The sequence below is a fragment of the Micromonospora sp. NPDC005087 genome, from assembly GCF_042872965.1.
GTDB lineage: Bacteria > Actinomycetota > Actinomycetes > Mycobacteriales > Micromonosporaceae > Micromonospora.
Genome location: NZ_JBIALB010000001.1, coordinates 750,421 through 766,763 on the forward strand (window position 1 = coordinate 750,421; position 16,343 = coordinate 766,763).

General features: G+C 71.2%; 10 protein-coding genes and 1 pseudogene. 4 read left to right on the forward strand and 7 right to left on the reverse strand.

Annotated features, from left to right (window positions below; translation table 11 throughout):
• Window positions 1-72: 72 nt before the first annotated feature.
• Together ACFYPS_RS03520 and ACFYPS_RS03525 are read right to left on the reverse strand one after the other, a co-directional pair.
• Window positions 73-3,396, reverse strand: a complete 3,324-nt coding sequence (locus tag ACFYPS_RS03520; protein ID WP_387322547.1) for a S8 family serine peptidase — start codon at window positions 3,394-3,396, stop codon at window positions 73-75.
• Window positions 3,397-3,584: 188 nt separating this feature from the next.
• A complete protein-coding gene (locus ACFYPS_RS03525; RefSeq protein ID WP_387322549.1) occupies window positions 3,585-6,626 on the reverse strand; it encodes a S8 family serine peptidase in 3,042 nt (1,013 codons plus the stop codon).
• Between the two features lie 509 nt (window positions 6,627-7,135).
• Between ACFYPS_RS03525 and ACFYPS_RS03530 the strand changes: the two genes are divergently transcribed.
• From ACFYPS_RS03530 to ACFYPS_RS03540, 3 genes and pseudogenes are all read left to right on the forward strand, one after another.
• On the forward strand, window positions 7,136-8,110 hold the full coding sequence (locus tag ACFYPS_RS03530) for a helix-turn-helix domain-containing protein (protein ID WP_354965146.1): 975 nt from the start codon (window positions 7,136-7,138) through the stop codon (window positions 8,108-8,110).
• An 83-nt stretch (window positions 8,111-8,193) separates the two neighbouring features.
• On the forward strand, window positions 8,194-8,553 hold the full coding sequence (locus ACFYPS_RS03535; protein WP_354965147.1) for a YciI family protein: 360 nt from the start codon (window positions 8,194-8,196) through the stop codon (window positions 8,551-8,553).
• Window positions 8,550-9,717, forward strand: a pseudogene (locus ACFYPS_RS03540) (RNA polymerase sigma factor). The gene ACFYPS_RS03535 and the pseudogene ACFYPS_RS03540 overlap by 4 nt, the downstream one beginning before the upstream one ends.
• Before the next feature lie 138 nt (window positions 9,718-9,855).
• Here the strand turns inward: ACFYPS_RS03540 and ACFYPS_RS03545 are convergent.
• Genes ACFYPS_RS03545 through ACFYPS_RS03555 form a run of 3 tightly spaced genes read right to left on the reverse strand, consistent with a single transcriptional unit; the run spans window position 9,856 to window position 12,284 of the window.
• Window positions 9,856-10,647 carry an ABC transporter permease gene (locus ACFYPS_RS03545; RefSeq protein ID WP_354965148.1) on the reverse strand — a complete coding sequence of 264 codons (792 nt, stop codon included), beginning with the start codon at window positions 10,645-10,647 and terminating at the stop codon, window positions 9,856-9,858.
• Window positions 10,644-11,606: an ATP-binding cassette domain-containing protein gene (locus ACFYPS_RS03550; RefSeq protein ID WP_354965149.1), complete on the reverse strand. Its 963-nt coding sequence runs from the start codon at window positions 11,604-11,606 to the stop codon at window positions 10,644-10,646. Before ACFYPS_RS03550 ends, ACFYPS_RS03545 begins: the two co-directional genes overlap by 4 nt.
• Before the next feature lie 12 nt (window positions 11,607-11,618).
• Window positions 11,619-12,284 carry a DUF4097 family beta strand repeat-containing protein gene (locus tag ACFYPS_RS03555; RefSeq protein WP_387322552.1) on the reverse strand — a complete coding sequence of 222 codons (666 nt, stop codon included), beginning with the start codon at window positions 12,282-12,284 and terminating at the stop codon, window positions 11,619-11,621.
• 223 nt (window positions 12,285-12,507) lie between these two features.
• Here ACFYPS_RS03555 and ACFYPS_RS03560 point away from each other — a divergent pair, with 223 nt between their 5' ends.
• A complete protein-coding gene (locus ACFYPS_RS03560; protein ID WP_387322554.1) occupies window positions 12,508-13,263 on the forward strand; it encodes a helix-turn-helix domain-containing protein in 756 nt (251 codons plus the stop codon).
• A 55-nt stretch (window positions 13,264-13,318) separates the two neighbouring features.
• Here ACFYPS_RS03560 and ACFYPS_RS03565 read toward each other — a convergent pair whose 3' ends face one another.
• Together ACFYPS_RS03565 and ACFYPS_RS03570 are read right to left on the reverse strand one after the other, a co-directional pair.
• Window positions 13,319-15,712: an excinuclease ABC subunit UvrA gene (locus ACFYPS_RS03565; protein ID WP_354965152.1), complete on the reverse strand. Its 2,394-nt coding sequence runs from the start codon at window positions 15,710-15,712 to the stop codon at window positions 13,319-13,321.
• A 125-nt stretch (window positions 15,713-15,837) separates the two neighbouring features.
• Complete coding sequence (locus ACFYPS_RS03570) at window positions 15,838-16,341, reverse strand: pyridoxamine 5'-phosphate oxidase family protein (RefSeq protein WP_387322556.1); 504 nt, start codon at window positions 16,339-16,341, stop codon at window positions 15,838-15,840.
• Window positions 16,342-16,343: the final 2 nt, after the last annotated feature.

Below are 16,343 nucleotides of genomic sequence, written 5' to 3' on the forward strand. Positions count from 1 at the left end.
CTGAAACGCGCCGAGGCGCGACCCGGTCGGCACCGGGCCGCGCCTCGGTGGAGGTACGGCGGATCGGGACGGTCAGCCGGCGCGGTACGCCCGGATGATCGTCTGCTCGATGCCGCTGCCGCCGTCGGCGGTGGCCTTCACCCGCAACGAGACCGCCTGCCCGCCCGTCACGGTCGGCAGCGCGGCGTGGTAGCCGTCCCGGTCCCGGTCGACCGTGGTCGGCTGCCAGATCACGCCGTCGTCGGTCGAGGTCCAGACCTGGAACGTCGTCACCCGCTGGGCCGGCGCCCCCTGGGCCTGCCGGACCGTGAACGTGGCCGGGCCGCCGGTGGGGTGGTTCGCCGGGTCCAGTGGCAGGGCGTAGTCGACCGACAGGAGCGGCAGGGCGCTGCGCGCCGTGCCGGCCGAGCCGGCCGACCGGAAGGTCCACGCGGTGTTGACGTGGGTCGAGAACGGCAGAATCCGGCTGGTGTCGACGTCGAAGGTGAGCCGGTAGTCCGCCGCCTTCGCCGGCACGCTGAAGTCGGTCCGGGCGGTGTTGCGCTCGTCGACGAGCTGGCCGTCCCGGTACAGCGCCAGCGTTCGCGTGATGCCGACCGCGCCGGGCTGCAGGCAGTCGGCCCGCTGGTGCTGGTCGACGAGCATGGCTAGGTCGACGTGCAGGTTGCCGCTGGTCCGCCACGGCGCGCCGGCGCAGCTGTACTCCCCACCGGCCGGGTCGTCGAACCAGTCGGAGCGCAGCGGCTGCCGCGCCCAGATCTTGGTCTGCCGGCTACCCGGGGCGTAGTCCCGGGGCGCCTCCTGGGCCGGGAGCCCGCCGTAGGTCCCGGTGTCCTGCCAGAGGAACCCCGGCGAGACGTAGTCGGTACGCGTCGCCGGCAGGTCGTAGGTGGGGTTCTGAGTCAGGTAGAACCCGTCGAGGGTGAAGCCGGCGCGGCGCATCGAGGTCACCATCCCGGCCAGGTCCAGCTGGTTGAACCGCTGGTCGATCCGGGCGAGCCGGGCCTGCTCGGCGGCGGTGACCCGGTAGGTGGGGTCGGCCGGCACTCCCTCGGTGTACTCGTGAGCCAGGTCGTAGTGGTACGGCGCGGCCGTGCCCGCCGGCGAGTCCAGCCCCCAGCCGCCGTACATCCGCAGCGACCCGACGCTGGGTAGCGTCACCGGGCCGACCGCGACGGTGGCCGAGTCACCCCACGCGGCGATGGCCTGCCACCAGGAGAGACCGTTTACGGCCGTCTGCACGTACAGGAAGTCGCTCGCGAGGGCCTGGGTGGGCTTCCCGGGCACGGTCGCGGTCATCGGCTTGACCTGCGTCGGGTCGAGGACGACCGTACGGGTGCCGTCGACGGCGAGGTCGCTGTCCCCGACGAACGCGCCCGTCTGCGCCCCGGTCTCGTCGTCGTACGTGCTGAACCCGGCGGTGACCTGGTAGCGGCCGGCCGGGACCCGCAGCGTGGCCGACTTGCCGGGGGTGAAGAACGCCCCGCCGGCGTAGAGCAGCGGGTCGGCGAGGTTGGTCACCTCCACCCCGACGGCGCTGTACCCGTTCACCGGGGCGCCCGGCACGGGACGGGTCTGGATCGTCAGGTCGTAGCTGCGCGGCTCCACGTAGAAGGCGACCGGCGTGGTCGCCACCAGCGCGTGGTTTGGCGTGCGGGCGGTGACCGTTGCGAGGTAGTACCCGGGCGAGCCGGCCAGCGCCGCGCGGTCGAGCCGCAGCGTCGCCGTGCCGGGCACGCCGCGCTTGAGCGTCACCCGGGTGGCCGACAGCTTCGCGGCCCGGCGGGGCGCGATGGTCCCGTCGTGGTTGACGACCGTGACCGCGAGGTCGAGCGGGACGGCCGCCGGGGTCCGGTCGGCGGTCCAGCTCAGCCGCACCTCGTGGGTGCCGGACTGCGGGTAGCTGAAGGTGCCGAGGTTGACCACCGGCTGGTCGCTCACCGGACCGGTGAGCGCCCGCACCGCGTTGAGCCGGCCGGCGCCGACGGTGTACGGCTCGGCGTCGGGCAGCGGGTCGGCGGCGCCGACGAGCCCGGCCTTGAGCCGGTCCGCGGTCCAGTCGGGGTGGCGCTGGGCGAGCAGCGCGGCGGCCCCCGCGGCGTGCGGGGCGGCCATGGAGGTGCCGGAGAGCGTGGTGTGGTACTCGTCGAACGGCGTGCCGAGCGTCGTCCCGGCGGCGCGGCCGGCGACGATGTCGACACCCGGGGCGACCAGCTCCGGCTTCGCCGCCCAGGTGTTGATCAGCGGTCCCCGGCTGGAGAAGCCGGCCCGCTCGTCGTCGGAGTCGACCGCGCCGACGGTCAGCGCGCGCCCGGCCGAGCCGGGGGACGCGATCGCGCCGCCGCTGTTGCCGGCGGCGATGACGAAGAGGGCACCGGTCTGCTCCGTCAGGTTGTCGACGGCGACCGCCATCGGGTCGGTGCCGTCGTCCGGCATGGCGCCGCCCAGGCTCATGTTGATCACGTCGGCCCGGGCCGCGGCCCACTCCATGCCGGTGATGATGTCGGAGTCGAACCCGGAGCCGAAGTCGTCGAGGACCTTCCCGATGACCAGGCGCGCATCGGGCGCGATGCCGCGACGCTGGCCGTGCGAGGCGGCCCCGGTGCCGGCGATGGTGGTCGCGACGTGGGTGCCGTGCCCGTTGTGGTCGACCGCGTCGCCGCCCGGGGTGACGAAGTCGGCGCGCTCGACGACCTGGCCGGCCAGGTCGGGGTGGCTGAAGTCGGCGCCGGTGTCGAGCACGGCGACCCGGGCGCCCTTGCCGGTGTAGCCGGCCTGCCAGGCCTGTGGCGCGGAGACCTGGCTGATGTTGTGGTCGAGTTGACCGGTGGAGCCGCCGGGCTTCTCGCCGCCGTGGTTGCCGGCGACGATCCCGGTCGCGTGCACCTTCCGGTCGAGCCAGACCTTGCGCGCACCGGTGAGCAGGGAGACGGTGGCCGCCCTGGCGGTGGCCGCGGTCTGCTTCGGCAGGGCCCCGGCGACCGCACCGATGCTCGACAGTGGCCGGACGTCGGCGAGCGCCGTCGTCCGCTGGTTCTCGGCGGGCTGCACGATCACCGGCAGCTCGCTGGTGCTCACGTCGTCGTAGCCATCCGCGATCAGCGTGGTCACGTCGAACAGGTCCGGGTCGAGCACGGTGCCGACCTGAGCCGCCACCTTCGCCGGGATGACCTTCAGGTGCCCGTCGGCACCGCAGCTGCGCCGAATCACACCGGCCGGGTCGACGGGCTGCACGCGGACCCGGGGGCAGCCGGACCCGGTGGCCTCGACGGTCACCACGTCGCCGGTGAGCAGCGTGACGATGTGCGTCTCACCGCTGCCGGCCGGGGCCGCGGTGGCGGGGTTCGGGGTGGTGAGGTCTGGGGTCGGGTCGGCCAGCGCCGGGGTTCCCGGCACCGCTTGCAGCGTCGCAACCACTGTGATGGTCGCCAACAGCCACCGAATTCGTCTGGGCATTTCGCTCCCGGGGTTGAGGGGCGGCCGCGCCTGCCGAAGACAAGACCAGTGCAGCCGTCCATTTTGGAAGGGTCGGAAAGAAGGCCGGGCCCGAGCGGCTGCAGCCGCTCGGGCCCGGCCTCGCTCGGTTACCGGGGCCGCACCTCGTAGGGGCGGTGGACGGTCTGCGTGACCTGGTTGCCGTCCCGGTCGGTCAGCGTGACGCGCAGCGCGACGTGGCCCGCCGCGGGCGGGTTGGGGACCATCACCTTGCCCAGCGTCCCGTCCGGCCCAGCGGTGACCTTCAGCGACTTCCAGGTGCCGCCCTCGTCGAAGGACGCCTCCACCCGGGTGACCCGGGTGGCCGGGACGCCGCCGGCGGGCTGGCCGCTGACGCCGATCAGCACCTTGGTGGGTGCCTTGCCGGCGGCCCGGTTGTACTCGTCGAGGCCGACGGCTGCCAGGCGGGGCACCATGAGCGGATTGGCCAGCCACTCCGTGGTGCCTGCCGTAGTGAACCGCCACTCGGCGTCGATCCGGCTGGACAGGGTGGCGAACGGCACCGACCGGGTGACGCTCGCCTGCAGGGTGTACGTGGCCTTCTCCACGGGCAGCCCGTAGGCGTAGCCCCACTGGCCGGCCTGCCACTGCGCGACCTGCTCCCCCTCCCGCTTCAGCGTCAGGGTGCCGGACGCGGGGGTGTACGCGAAGTCGTGCGTCTCGGCGTCGACGAACCACGGGATGTCGGGGATCGACATGAAGCCGTCTCCGTTCAGCCCGGTGGTGCTGTCCAGCGTCGGCCCGAGGAGCGCGTTGTTCCAGGTCTCCCGGCCGGGTTCAGCCAGGCTGACGGTTCGGGCCGGTGCCGTGATCCAGTTGTCGCCGATGCGGATCTCGCTCTCGTACCGCCCCGGCGCCCGGTAGTCGATCACCTTCGACGGGAAGTCGGCCGGCCCTTCGACAGTGAGCGTGGGAAGGCTGTCGTCGGTGATCATGCCGACGGCGGCGGATCCGCTGGAGGCGACGCCGGGAGCCTTGAAGTCCATGACGACCCGGGCGAGGTCCTCCCTGGCCACGGTGCGTACCGGGTCGCTGGGGATGCCGGCGCGGGTGTCGGCGATCCGGTAGTGGTAGGGGCTCGGCGACTGCTCGCTCGAACCCTTCTTGTCGAAGACCGCCCGGGCGCCATAGGTGACGGCCGGATCCTCGACCGGGAGCACGTAGCTCGCACCCTGCACGCCGAAGGAGCCGCCGTGCGCCATCCGGGTGCCGGCCACGTCGAGGGTCAGGTCCACGGACGTGACGACATGCTCGGCCGAGCGGTCGGAGACCTCGAGCCGGACCTGCCTGCCGCGGCGGGCGTCGACCCGTACCGGCAGGACGGCCGTATCGTCGGTGACCGTGACCGGCACGATCCCGTAGGTGAAGGCGATGTCCTCCGGCCCGCCCGGGAACACCGTGGTCAGCAGGTAGTGCCGGCCGGTGGGAAGCATCCCCCGTGCCATGCCCCCATTGACCGTCAAGTACGTCACCGCGCCGGTGTCGCCGTTCACCGCAGCCACACTGCCCTCGGCGGGCGCGCCGAGCCGGTTGACCAGCTCCACCGACACGTCGTACCGCGCGTCCTGGTGGTAGGTCAGCGCGGTCCGGGCCACCGGGGCGCCGTCGACGGTGGCGGTGAGGGCGCCGAGGTGGTACGCCTCTGCCTCGCCCTCGCTGCCGACGGTGAGCGTCACCGAGGCGCTGCCTCCGGCGGGCACCGTCAACCGCTGGGTGCTCAGCGTGACCAGCGCGGCCGGGATCGACGAGACGGCCAGATCGAGGACGACCGGCTCAGTCCCGACGTTGCGATAGCTGACCGTGCGGGTGACGCCCGCTGTGGGACGCGGCCAGGGCTGGTTGATGTTCAGACCACCGACGCTCGGCGTGACCTGAGCGGCGACCGCCCGCGCCACGTCGACACGGCCGGACCCGTACCGGGGCGATGGCATGCTCTCCCAGCGGGGCTCGGAGGCGCTGCTCATCAGGCCGGCCTTCAGCTGCTCTCCGGTCCAGTCGGGATGCTGTTGGGCCAGGATCGCCGCCGCGCCGGTGACGTGCGGGGCGGCCATCGACGTACCGCTGAAGGACCCGTAGCCCCCGCCGGGGACGGCCGCGACGATGCCCACTCCTGGCGCACTGATCTCCGGCTTCAGCGCGTCGTCGAGCATGCGTGGACCGCAGCTGGAGAAGTCGGCGATGAAGTCGGTCCGGTCGACCGCGGCCACGCTCAGCGCCGCGTCAGCGGTGCTGGGCGAGCCGACCGGGCGGGCGCCATACCTGCAGCCGTTGTTGCCCGCCGAAATGACGAAGAGGGCTCCGGTCTGGGCCGACAGGTCGTTCACCGCGGCCTCGAGTGGGTCGATACCAGCGGAGTCGAGCCCGCCGAGGCTCATGTTGATGACCTTCGCATGCACCTCGTTGGCCGCCCAGTGCATCCCGGCGAGGATCGCCGACCAGGGGCAGCCTTCTTCGGAGCAAACTTTGCCCTCGGCCAGCTTCGCGCCGGGCGCCACGCCCTTGCGCAGCCCGTTCGAGGCCACTCCGCTGCCCGCGATGGTCGAGGACACGTGGGTGCCGTGCCCGACGTGGTCGTCTACCGTGCCCTCGCCGACGAAGTCGGCGGACGCGACGACCACGTCCTTGAGGTCGGGGTGGTCGATGTCGTAGCCAGTGTCAAGAACGGCCACGGTGACACCGGTCCCGGTGAGCCCCGCCTGCCAGGCAGTCGGGGCGCCGATCTGGGGCACACTGCGCTCCAGCGAGACCTTCATCCTGCGGTCCAGCCAGAGCTTGCCGAGGCCACCGCGCAGACGCTGGGCAGCTTTCTCTCCACCGGTGACTGCACGCCACATGCGTCCGGTGTTGTTCGGGGGGACGCGCAACGCGTTCAGCCCGAGCCGGGGCAGGGCGAGAGTGGTCCGGGCACCGTCGGCGAGCACGCCCCGCACCCGGTTGGAGGGCCCGGCCGTGGTCGCCTTGGCGTACTGCGCGATCAGCGGCAGTTCGCCACCGTCGTCGGGCGCGCTGTCGATCAGCGCGCCCAGGTCGAACAGTTGGGGGTCCAGTTGGTTGGCGGAGAGCAGGTTCAGCGCGTCGGAGGGGATTACCGAGGCGGCGCCGTCGCTGGCCGATCGGGTCAGGAACGTCACGTCCTGGCGGCCAGGGCCCGGGGTGACGCTGTACGAAATGATGCCCTTCGGTCCACGAGTGACGGCCACTGTATCGCCGGTGACAAGCGTGATCGTGTGGTGTTCGGCACGCTGCTGCGCGGGGCCAGGCTCGGTGGCAGGTTGCGGCGAGGCGAGCGCCGGTGGCGGAGGCACGGCCGCCAGAGCCGCGAGCCCCACCATGAGGGCACCGGATACCGCCGTCAGGGCAGTACGCCGGTGTGGCCGGGAAGGATGCACAGACATGGACCCCTTCTTCAAATGGCCGCTCTTGACCCTGTAGCGACCTCACGACAGGGCCCTCCTCCCGACCGCGGTCTCCCGGATGATCGTGGAATCGAGCTCGGCCGAGTGTCACACTTGGCACCACCCGGGGCTAGATCACTCAGGGGCGCAGATGAGTCGTGACTCAGGTGCGCCACGCCGATCACACAACCGCCGGCCTCGCCACCGGTCCCGTCCCACACCGCCGCTCGATGGGAGGCCCACGCATGCTCGAGCCCGCCGGACTCACCACCGCCGAGGAGTCGGCCTACCTTGGGCTGCTGCGGCAGGGCAGCGCCACCGTGGATCAGCTGGCCAGACGCACCGGACGGCCCACCACGCAGATCAGCCGGGCGGTGGCCGGCCTGCACCGCAAAGGAATGGTGCACCGCACGCCACCGCCGCACGGCCTGGTCGTGCCGGTTCCGCCAGACGAGGCGATCGAGCAGTTGATCCAGCGCCAGCACGCCGAGCTGGACCGGGTCCGCGAGGCGGCGCACGCGCTGGCGGCCCAGACCCGCGACCGTACCGCCGGACGGCGTACCGGTGAACTCATCGAGATCGTCCAAGGGCAAGCAAGCGTGCAGCGTGCCTTCGACCGGGTACAGCGTGTCGCGAAGGCAACGATGCGGATGCTGGTCGCGCCGCCGTACGCCGCGGCCGAGCAGGTCAACCGCGTACAGATGGAGCGCGGGCGGGAAATCACCTACCGCGTCGTCTACACCATCGACGCGCTCGCCGATCCGGCCACCCTGGCGGCGGCCGGGGAGCACGTCCGCAATGGCGAGATAGCGCGCCTCGCGCCCAGCGTGCCGACAAAGCTCGCCGTCGCAGATCGCACGCTGGCCCTGCTCCCTCTGGTATTGACGGATGCGGCGCAGGATGCGGCGGTGCTCGTCCACCCGTGCGCGCTGCTCGACGCGCTCGTCGCACTCTTCGAGGGCGTGTGGTCGACAGCGAGTCCCCTGGGCCTGTCGGGCGCCGGTGAGGTTACCGCGCGGGGCGAGATCTCGGATGAGGACCGCAAGTTGCTGTCGCTGCTGGTTGCCGGGATGACCGACGAGACGGCGGGTGCGCGCCTCGGGATGAGCCGGCGCACCGTCGTTCGCCGGGTGCAGCACCTGATGGAGACGGCGGGGGCTCAGTCGCGCCTGCAGTTGGGCTGGCGTGCCCGGGAGCGTGGCTGGCTGCCCGAGGCGTGAGTGTCGTGCGGTGACTCCACCGTCCGGCTGTTGGACTCCAGTAGCCGGCGCTCAAGCACTACCGGGGTGGCCCGGCTCCCGCCATGGAGTCGGCGCCGATGGATCAGTGGACCCCGGACGAGGTCGACGCGCACGTGCAGTTCATGCGCGACTTCGCGGCTCGGCTGGAGGAGACGGGCGAGTTCGTCGACACCCAGGCGTTGGCGTCCGGCGGCGCGTTCGTGCGATACGGCGGCGAGGGGCGGCCACCGGTGACCGACGGGCCGTTCGTCGAGACCAAGGACCTGATCGCCGGGTGGTACATCATCGACGTGGAGTCGTGGGACCGGGCGGTTCAGCTGGCGGGAGAGCTGTCGGCGGCTCCCGGGCCCGGTGGTAAGCCGATCTACGAATGGTTGGAGGTTCGGCCGTTTCTGGGCGGGTCGCCCACGGTCACCGAGTGAACGCGGCGCTGCTGCGGGACCTCGTACCGGCGGTGATCGGTGTCCTCGTCCGGCGGGGAGCCGACTTCGCGTCGGCTGAGGATGCCGTGCAGGATGCCCTGGTCGAAGCCGTGCGTGTGTGGCCGGATGATCCGCCGCGGGACCTCAGGGGCTGGTTGGTCACTGTGGCCTGGCGCAAGTTCCTCGATGCGGCCCGTGCCGATGCCTCCCGGCGGCGGCGTGAGGTACGCGTCGAGGTCGAGCCGATGCCCGGACCGGTCGAGGCGGTGGACGACACGCTCCGGCTGTATTTTCTGTGCGCGCACCCCTCCTTGACACCGGCGTCGGCCGTCGCGCTCACGCTGCGTGCGGTTGGCGGTCTGACCACGCGGCAGATCGCGCAGGCGTACCTTGTGCCGGAGGCGACCATGGCCCAGCGGATCAGCAGGGCCAAGCGGACCGTCTCCGGTGTTCGGTTCGACCAGCCCGGTGACGTCGCCACGGTGCTGCGGGTGCTCTACCTGGTCTTCAACGAGGGCTACTCCGGCGATGTCGACCTCGCCGGAGAGGCGATCCGGCTCGCCCGTCAACTGGCGGCCAGGACCAGCCATGAGGAGGTCGCGGGCCTGTTGGCGCTCATGCTGCTCCACCACGCGCGGCGCTCGGCGCGGATCCGTACGGACGGCCGTCTCGTGCCCCTCGGCGAGCAGGACCGCAGCCTGTGGGACACCCGCCTGATCGCCGAGGGCGTCGAGGTGCTTCAGGCGGCCCTCGGCCGTGACCGGTTGGGCGAGTTTCAGGCGCAGGCCGCCATCGCCGCGCTGCACGCCGACGCACGCACGGCTGAGGAGATCGACTGGGTGCAGATCGTCGAGTGGTACGACGAGCTGCTGCGGTTCACCGACAATCCGGTGGCTCGGCTCAATCGCGCCGTCGCGGTCGGTGAGGCCGACGGGGCGCGGGCCGGACTGGCCGCCCTGGCGGAGCTTGATTCCTCCCTCCCCCGGCTATGCCGCCGCCGCGGCGTACCTGCACGAGCGGGACGGTGACGCGGTCACCGCGGCGCGGCTCTACGCCGAAGCTGCCCGGTCAGCGCCCAATCTCGCCGAACGGGACCACCTCACGCGGCAGGCCGCACGGCTCAACGCGCGGTTGCGCAGTCGGGCGGCGGGCGGGAGTGAGTGAGGATCTGGCTTGCGGGCCGCGAAGCGGATCCGGCCAGGGGCCGGGAACGCCGACGGGGCGGCGTACGCCGACATGGTGTCGGGGTACGCCGCCCGTGGGCGGGACGAGCTGCGGGACGCGGCCCGCGCTGTCGCGGGGTTACTTCGGGTCGCGGTTGAACGTGGAGGTCGACCAGAAGTAGCCGAGTACTGCCAGAGCCAGGCACCAGGCGACCGCGAGCCACCCGTTGTGGCCGATCTCGCTGCCGAGCAGCAGGCCGCGCAGGGTCTCGATGGAGGGCGTGAACGGCTGGTACTCGGCGATCGGCCGGAGCCAGCCGGGCATGGCGTCGACCGGGACGAAGGCGCTGGACAGGAGCGGCAGCAGGATCAGCGGCATCGCGTTGTTGCTGGCGGCCTCGGCGTTGGGGCTGACCAGACCCATGCCGACCGCGATCCAGGTGAGGGCCGTGGCGAAGAGCGCGAGCAGCCCGAGTGCCGCGAGCCATTCCAGGACGCTGGCGTCCGTGGAGCGGAAGCCGATGGCCACGGCGACGGCGCCGACGAGGACCACGCTCATGACCGACTGCAGCACGCTGCCGACGACGTGCCCGACGAGCACCGAACCGCGGTGGATCGCCATGGTGCGGAAGCGGGCGATGATGCCTTCGGTCATGTCGTTGGAGACGGACACCGCGGTGCCGATCACGGTGCTGCCGATGGTCATCAGCAGGAGGCCCGGGACGATGTACGCGATGTAGTCGGAGCGGTCCGCGCCGCCGCCGTTGATGCCTGAGCCCATCGTGTCGCCGAAGACGTAGACGAAGAGCAACAGCAGCATGATCGGGGTGAGCAGCAGGTTGAGGGTGAGGGACGGGTAGCGCCGGGCGTGCAGGATGTTGCGGCGCAGCATCGTGGACGAGTCGCGTACGGCGAGGGTGAGGGTGCTCATCGGACGGTCTCCTTGGGCTGGTGGGGGATGTTGGTGCCGCCGGTCAGGGCGAAGAACACGTCGTCGAGGTCGGGGGTGTGCACGGTCAACTCGTCGGTCTCGATGGCGGCCGAGTCCAGCCGGTCGAGGATGGAGCGGAGTTCGCGCTGGCTGCCGTCGCTGGGGATCTGCAGCGCGAGGGACTCGTCGTCGCGGGTGGCGTCGTGCAGCGCGAGGGCGGCGGACTGGTACGAGGCCGGGTCGGTGAAGCGGAGCCGGACGTGCCCGCCGGGGATGAGCCGTTTGAGCTCCTTGGCGGTGCCCTCGGCGGCGATCTTTCCGTCGTTGAGCACGGCGATGCGGTCGGCGAGTTCGTCGGCCTCTTCCAGGTACTGGGTGGTGAGGAAGACGGTGACGCCGTCGGAGACGAGTTCGCGGATGATCTGCCACATGTTGTGGCGACTGCGGGGGTCGAGGCCGGTGGTGGGCTCGTCGAGGAAGATGATCCGTGGGTTGCCGACCAGGGTCATGGCGAGGTCGAGGCGGCGCTTCATGCCGCCGGAGTAGGTGGAGGCGGGCTTCTTCGCGGCGTCGGTGAGGTCGAAGCGTTCCAACAGCTCTGCGGCGGCGCGGTGGCCTTCGCGCTTGGGCAGGTGGTGCAGGTCGCTCATGAGGAGCATGTTCTCCTCGCCGGTGATCAGATTGTCGACGGCGGAGAACTGGCCGGTGACGCCGATCGCGGCGCGGACCGCCTGGGGGTCGGTGGCGCGATCGTGGCCGCCGACGCGGATGGCGCCGGAGGCCGGGTCGGGGGAAATGAGGGTGGAGAGGATCTTGACGGCGGTGGTCTTGCCGGCGCCGTTCGGGCCGAGCAGGGAGAAGATCGTTCCTTCGGGGACGGTCAGGTCGACGCCGTCGAGGACGACCTTGTCGCCGTAGGACTTGCGTAGGCCGTGCGCCGCGATCGCCAGGTTGGTCATGGTGGGTGCTCCTCAGAGGCTGCGGGCGACGATGTCGCCGTGGGTGGTGGTCGCGTGGATGGTCAGGTCGGCGGTGCCCTCGGTGTTCCGGAGGGAGTTGTGGATCCGGCCGAGGGTGGTGCCGGCGTCGAGGGAGGCGGAAACGCCGTGGGCGGCGTCGACCGACAGGTTGCCGGCCTGGGTACGCAGCACGACGGTGCCGCGTACGGCCTCGGTGATCCGGATGTCGCCCTTGACGGTGCTGATCTCCCCCGGCCCGGTGAGGCGGCCGACCGAGACGTCACCGGCGGCGGTGGTGAGGCGGACGCTGGCGGCCTCGTCGATCTTGATCGCGGCGTGCGCGCCGTCGAAGGCGACGTCACCGAACCGTCCGACGGCCCGGAATTCCGCGCTGGCCGCCTTCGCCGTGACCCGGGAGTCGGCGGGCAGTTGGACCGTCACCTCGATGGATCCGGAGTGGCCGAGGATCTGGTTCTTCGCCGAGGCGGTGATCCGCAGGACGCCGTCGCTGTATTCGACCTTGGTCTGCTCCGCCACCTTGACGTCGCGGCTCTTCGAGGCGTCCGCGGGCAGGACCTCGACCGTGGTGTCGGCCCGGTCGGCGGCGATGAACTGGACGCGCCCCGCGGGGATGTCGAGGACGGTGGCGATCGGGGTGGGGGTGTCGAACTTCTGCATCGTGCTCTCCTCCTGCGCTTGTTTCTGACACCGGAAACGCTACGTTGCGTTCAAGGATCAGGCAACATGATCGTTGCGCGCAATCGGCGTATGAGCAGGTGGCAGCCCCATTTTCGTTGCAACAGTTCTGAATCTAACGCAACGTTGCTCGCCCTCAGCGTTGCATTGAAGTGGGAGTGAACGCTATGCTGGCGGTGTCAGGGAAGCGTGAAGGGAGATCGCGATGCCGGGAGGCAGGCTCAGCCAGCACGAACGTCAGCAGATCGCGTTGGGGCTGGCCGACGGGCTCGCGTACGCCGAGATCGCCCGGCGTCTGGACCGTCCCACCTCGACGATCACGCGGGAGGTGATGCGCAACGGCGGCCCCACCGCGTACCGCGCCGATCTGGCCCACCGCGCCACCGAACGCCGCGCGCACCGGCGCAGGCAGGCCGCTCCCCCAGGGCCGCAGGCACCCTCGCAGGCGCACGGACGCGACGCCGAGGCCGTACGCGAGTACGAGGAGATGTTCACCACCCTGCTCATGCAGCAGGGCCTGCCCAAGATGATGTCCCGGGTGTTGACCTGCCTCTACACCGCCGACGCGGGCAGCCTCACCGCGTCCGAACTCGTCCAGCGCGTCCAGGTCAGCCCGGCGTCGATCTCCAAGGCGATCACGTTCCTCGAGAGTCAGGGCCTCATCCGCCGGGAACGCGATGACCGCCGCCGGGAGCGTTACGTCGTCGACGACGACGTCTTCTACCAGGGCACGATCGCCGGCGCCCGAGCCAACGCCCAGCTCGCCGAGGTCGCACGGCAGGGCGTCAGCGTCCTCGGCCCCGACACCCCGGCCGCCGCGCGCCTGGAGAGCATCGCCCGCTTCGTCGACTTCATCGCCGAGAGCATCAGCCGCGCCGCGGAGCAGGCCCGGGAGATCCTCTACACGAAACCCCCGGCGGCCTCGGGCGACACCGCCGCGCCGGGTTCAGGTCGCGAATAGACAGCCGCGCCGGTCCGGGGTACTCCCCCGGGCCGGCGCGGATGAGACAGCTTGGTCAGGCGCCGACGTAGGCCGCGAGGTGCTGGCCGGTGAGGGTGGAGCGGGCGGCGACGAGGTCGGCGGGGGTGCCCTCGAAGACGATCCGGCCGCCGTCGTGGCCGGCACCGGGGCCAAGGTCGATGATCCAGTCGGCGTGCGCCATGACCGCCTGGTGGTGCTCGACGACGATGACCGACTTGCCGGAGTCGACGAGCCGGTCGAGCAGGCCGAGCAGGTGCTCGACGTCGGCGAGGTGCAGGCCGGTGGTCGGCTCGTCCAGGACGTAGACGCCGCCCTTCTCGGCCATGTGGGTGGCCAGCTTGAGCCGCTGCCGCTCGCCGCCGGACAGGGTGGTGAGCGGCTGGCCGAGGCTGAGATAGCCGAGGCCGACGTCGGCGAGGCGTTCGAGGATGGCGTGCGCGGCGGGGGTGCGCGCCTCGCTGGAGCCGAAGAACAACTCGGCCTCGGTCACCGACATGGCGAGCACCTCGCTGATGTCGCGGCCGCCGAGGTGGTATTCCAGTACCGAGGCCTGGAACCGCTTGCCTTCGCACTCTTCGCAGGTGGTGGCGACGCCGGCCATCATCGCCAGGTCGGTGTAGATGACGCCGGCGCCGTTGCAGGTGGGGCAGGCGCCCTCGGAGTTGGCGCTGAACAGCGCGGGTTTCACGCCGTTGGCCTTCGCGAAGGCCTTGCGGATCGGGTCCAGCAGTCCGGTGTACGTCGCCGGGTTGCTCCGCCGCGAGCCGCGGATCGCGCCCTGGTCGACCGAGACGACGCCCTCGCCGGCGGGGATCGAGCCGTGCACGAGGGAGCTCTTGCCGGAGCCCGCCACGCCGGTGACCACGCAGAGCACCCCGAGTGGAATGTCGACGTCGACGTCGCGCAGGTTGTGGGCGGTCGCGCCGCGGATCTCCAGCGTGCCGGTGGGCTTTCGTACGGTGTCCTTGAGGGCGACCCGGTCGTCGAGGTGGCGGCCGGTGACGGTGTCGCTGGCGCGCAGTCCGTCGATGGTGCCCTCGAAGCAGATGGTGCCGCCCGCCGTGCCGGCGCCGGGGCCGAGGTCGACGACGTGGTCGGCGATCGCGATCGCCTCCGGCTTGTGTTCCACGACCAGGACCGTGTTGCCCTTGTCGCGCAACCGCAGCAGCAGGTCGTTCATCCGCTGGATGTCGTGGGGGTGCAGGCCGATGGTGGGCTCGTCGAAGACGTAGGTGACGTCGGTCAGTGAGGAGCCGAGGTGGCGGATCATCTTGGTGCGCTGCGCCTCGCCACCGGACAGGGTGCCCGACGGCCGGTCGAGCGAGAGGTAGCCCAGCCCGATCTCGACGAACGAGTCGAGGGTGTGGCGCAGCGCGGCGAGCAGCGGCGCCACCGACGGTTCGTTGAGGCTGCTGACCCAGTCGGCGAGGTCGCTGATCTGCATCGCGCAGGCGTCGGCGATGTTGATTCCGTCGATCGTCGAGGAGCGCGCCGCCGCACTGAGGCGGGTGCCGTCGCACTCGGGGCAGGTGGTGAAGGTGACGGCCCGCTCGACGAACGCCCGGATGTGTGGCTGCAGCGCTTCCTTGTCCTTGGACAGGAACGACTTCTGAATCTTGGGGATCAGTCCTTCGTAGGTGAGGTTGACGCCGTCGACCTTCACCTTCACCGGGTCCTTGTGGAGGAAGTCGTGGAGTTCCTTGCTGGTGTAGTCGCGGATCGGCTTGTTCGGGTCGACGAAACCCGACTCGGCGTAGACCCGGACGGTCCAGAAGCTGTCCGACTTCCAGCCGGGGATGGTGAAGGCGCCCTCGGCGAGGGACTTGGAGTCGTCGTAGAGCTGGGTGAGGTCGATGTCGGAGACCGAGCCGCGCCCTTCGCAGCGCGGACACATGCCGCCGGTGATGGTGAAGGTGCGGCGTTCCTTCACGGTCCGCCCGGCGCGTTCCATGCTGACCGCGCCCGCCCCGCTGATGGAGGCGACATTGAAGGAGAAGGCCTGCGGTGAGCCGATGTGCGGCTTGCCGAGCCGGCTGAACAGGATGCGCAGCATCGCGTTGGCGTCGGTGGCGGTGCCGACGGTGGAGCGGACGTCGCCTCCCATCCGCTGCTGGTCGACGATGATGGCGGTCGTCAGACCGTCGAGCACGTCGACCTCGGGCCGCGCCAGCGTCGGCATGAAGCCCTGCAAAAAGGCGCTGTAGGTTTCGTTGATCATCCGCTGCGACTCGGCGGCGATCGTGCTGAACACCAGGGAGCTCTTGCCGGAGCCGGAGACGCCGGTGAACACCGTCAGCCTGCGCTTCGGGATCTCGATGCTGACGTCCTTGAGGTTGTTCACGCGCGCGCCGTGCACCCGGATCAGGTCGTGGCTGTCGGCGATGTGCGGCGCGGACGACCGCGTGTCCGTCCTCGTGGCCTTGCTCATCGTGTCTCCATCTGTCGGGGCGGGGCCTGCTGGGGGTCTCCGTCGGCGTCGCCGCGGGAACCACGGTATCCATGCGGCCCGTGCTGGCCCTGTGGTCCCGGCCACCCGGCGCGTCGTCGCGGGGGTCAGACCAACCAGCGGCCGTCACGCATCAGCTCACGGCCGGGCATCTCGTTCACCTCGCGCCACGCCTGGATGCGGCGTGGCGAGATCCGGAACCAGCGGTACGACGTGGTCAGCGCGCACGGGTCGAAACCGGTGTGCGCGGCGAACCGGTCAGCTCGCTCCCGCGGCAGCGTGTCGATCTCGAGGACCTCGACGTCGCCCTCGATCATCGACACGTCGCGGGTGTCGCCCAGGGCCAGCCGGGCACTCCGGGTGGCCGCCAGGTTCCGGCCGGTCGGGCTGTCGGCCGCCGTGGCCAGGAGCAGGGTCTCGCCGTCCCAGTGGAAGGACAGCGGCACCAGGTGGGGCGCGCCGTCGGCCGAGGCGCTGGCCACCCAGACGTCGATGTCGTGGCTGAGCCGGTGTTCGGTGTCGCGATGACGCTGGGCGCGAGGGCGGGGGTCAGCGCTTCGGGGCGGCTCGACGGCGGTGCCGTCGGTGTGGGTGATGGCTGGGGTGACCACGG

Bases quoted from the DNA above. Each gene is read 5' to 3' on its own strand.
- ACFYPS_RS03530 (WP_354965146.1), top strand. From the start codon at position 7,136: ATGCTCGAGCCCGCCGGACTCACCACCGCCGAGGAGTCGGCCTACCTT.
- ACFYPS_RS03535 (WP_354965147.1), top strand. From the start codon at position 8,194: ATGGAGTCGGCGCCGATGGATCAGTGGACCCCGGACGAGGTCGACGCG.
- ACFYPS_RS03545 (WP_354965148.1), bottom strand. From the start codon at position 10,647: ATGAGCACCCTCACCCTCGCCGTACGCGACTCGTCCACGATGCTGCGC.
- ACFYPS_RS03550 (WP_354965149.1), bottom strand. From the start codon at position 11,606: ATGACCAACCTGGCGATCGCGGCGCACGGCCTACGCAAGTCCTACGGC.
- ACFYPS_RS03555 (WP_387322552.1), bottom strand. From the start codon at position 12,284: ATGCAGAAGTTCGACACCCCCACCCCGATCGCCACCGTCCTCGACATC.
- ACFYPS_RS03560 (WP_387322554.1), top strand. From the start codon at position 12,508: ATGCCGGGAGGCAGGCTCAGCCAGCACGAACGTCAGCAGATCGCGTTG.
- ACFYPS_RS03565 (WP_354965152.1), bottom strand. From the start codon at position 15,712: ATGAGCAAGGCCACGAGGACGGACACGCGGTCGTCCGCGCCGCACATC.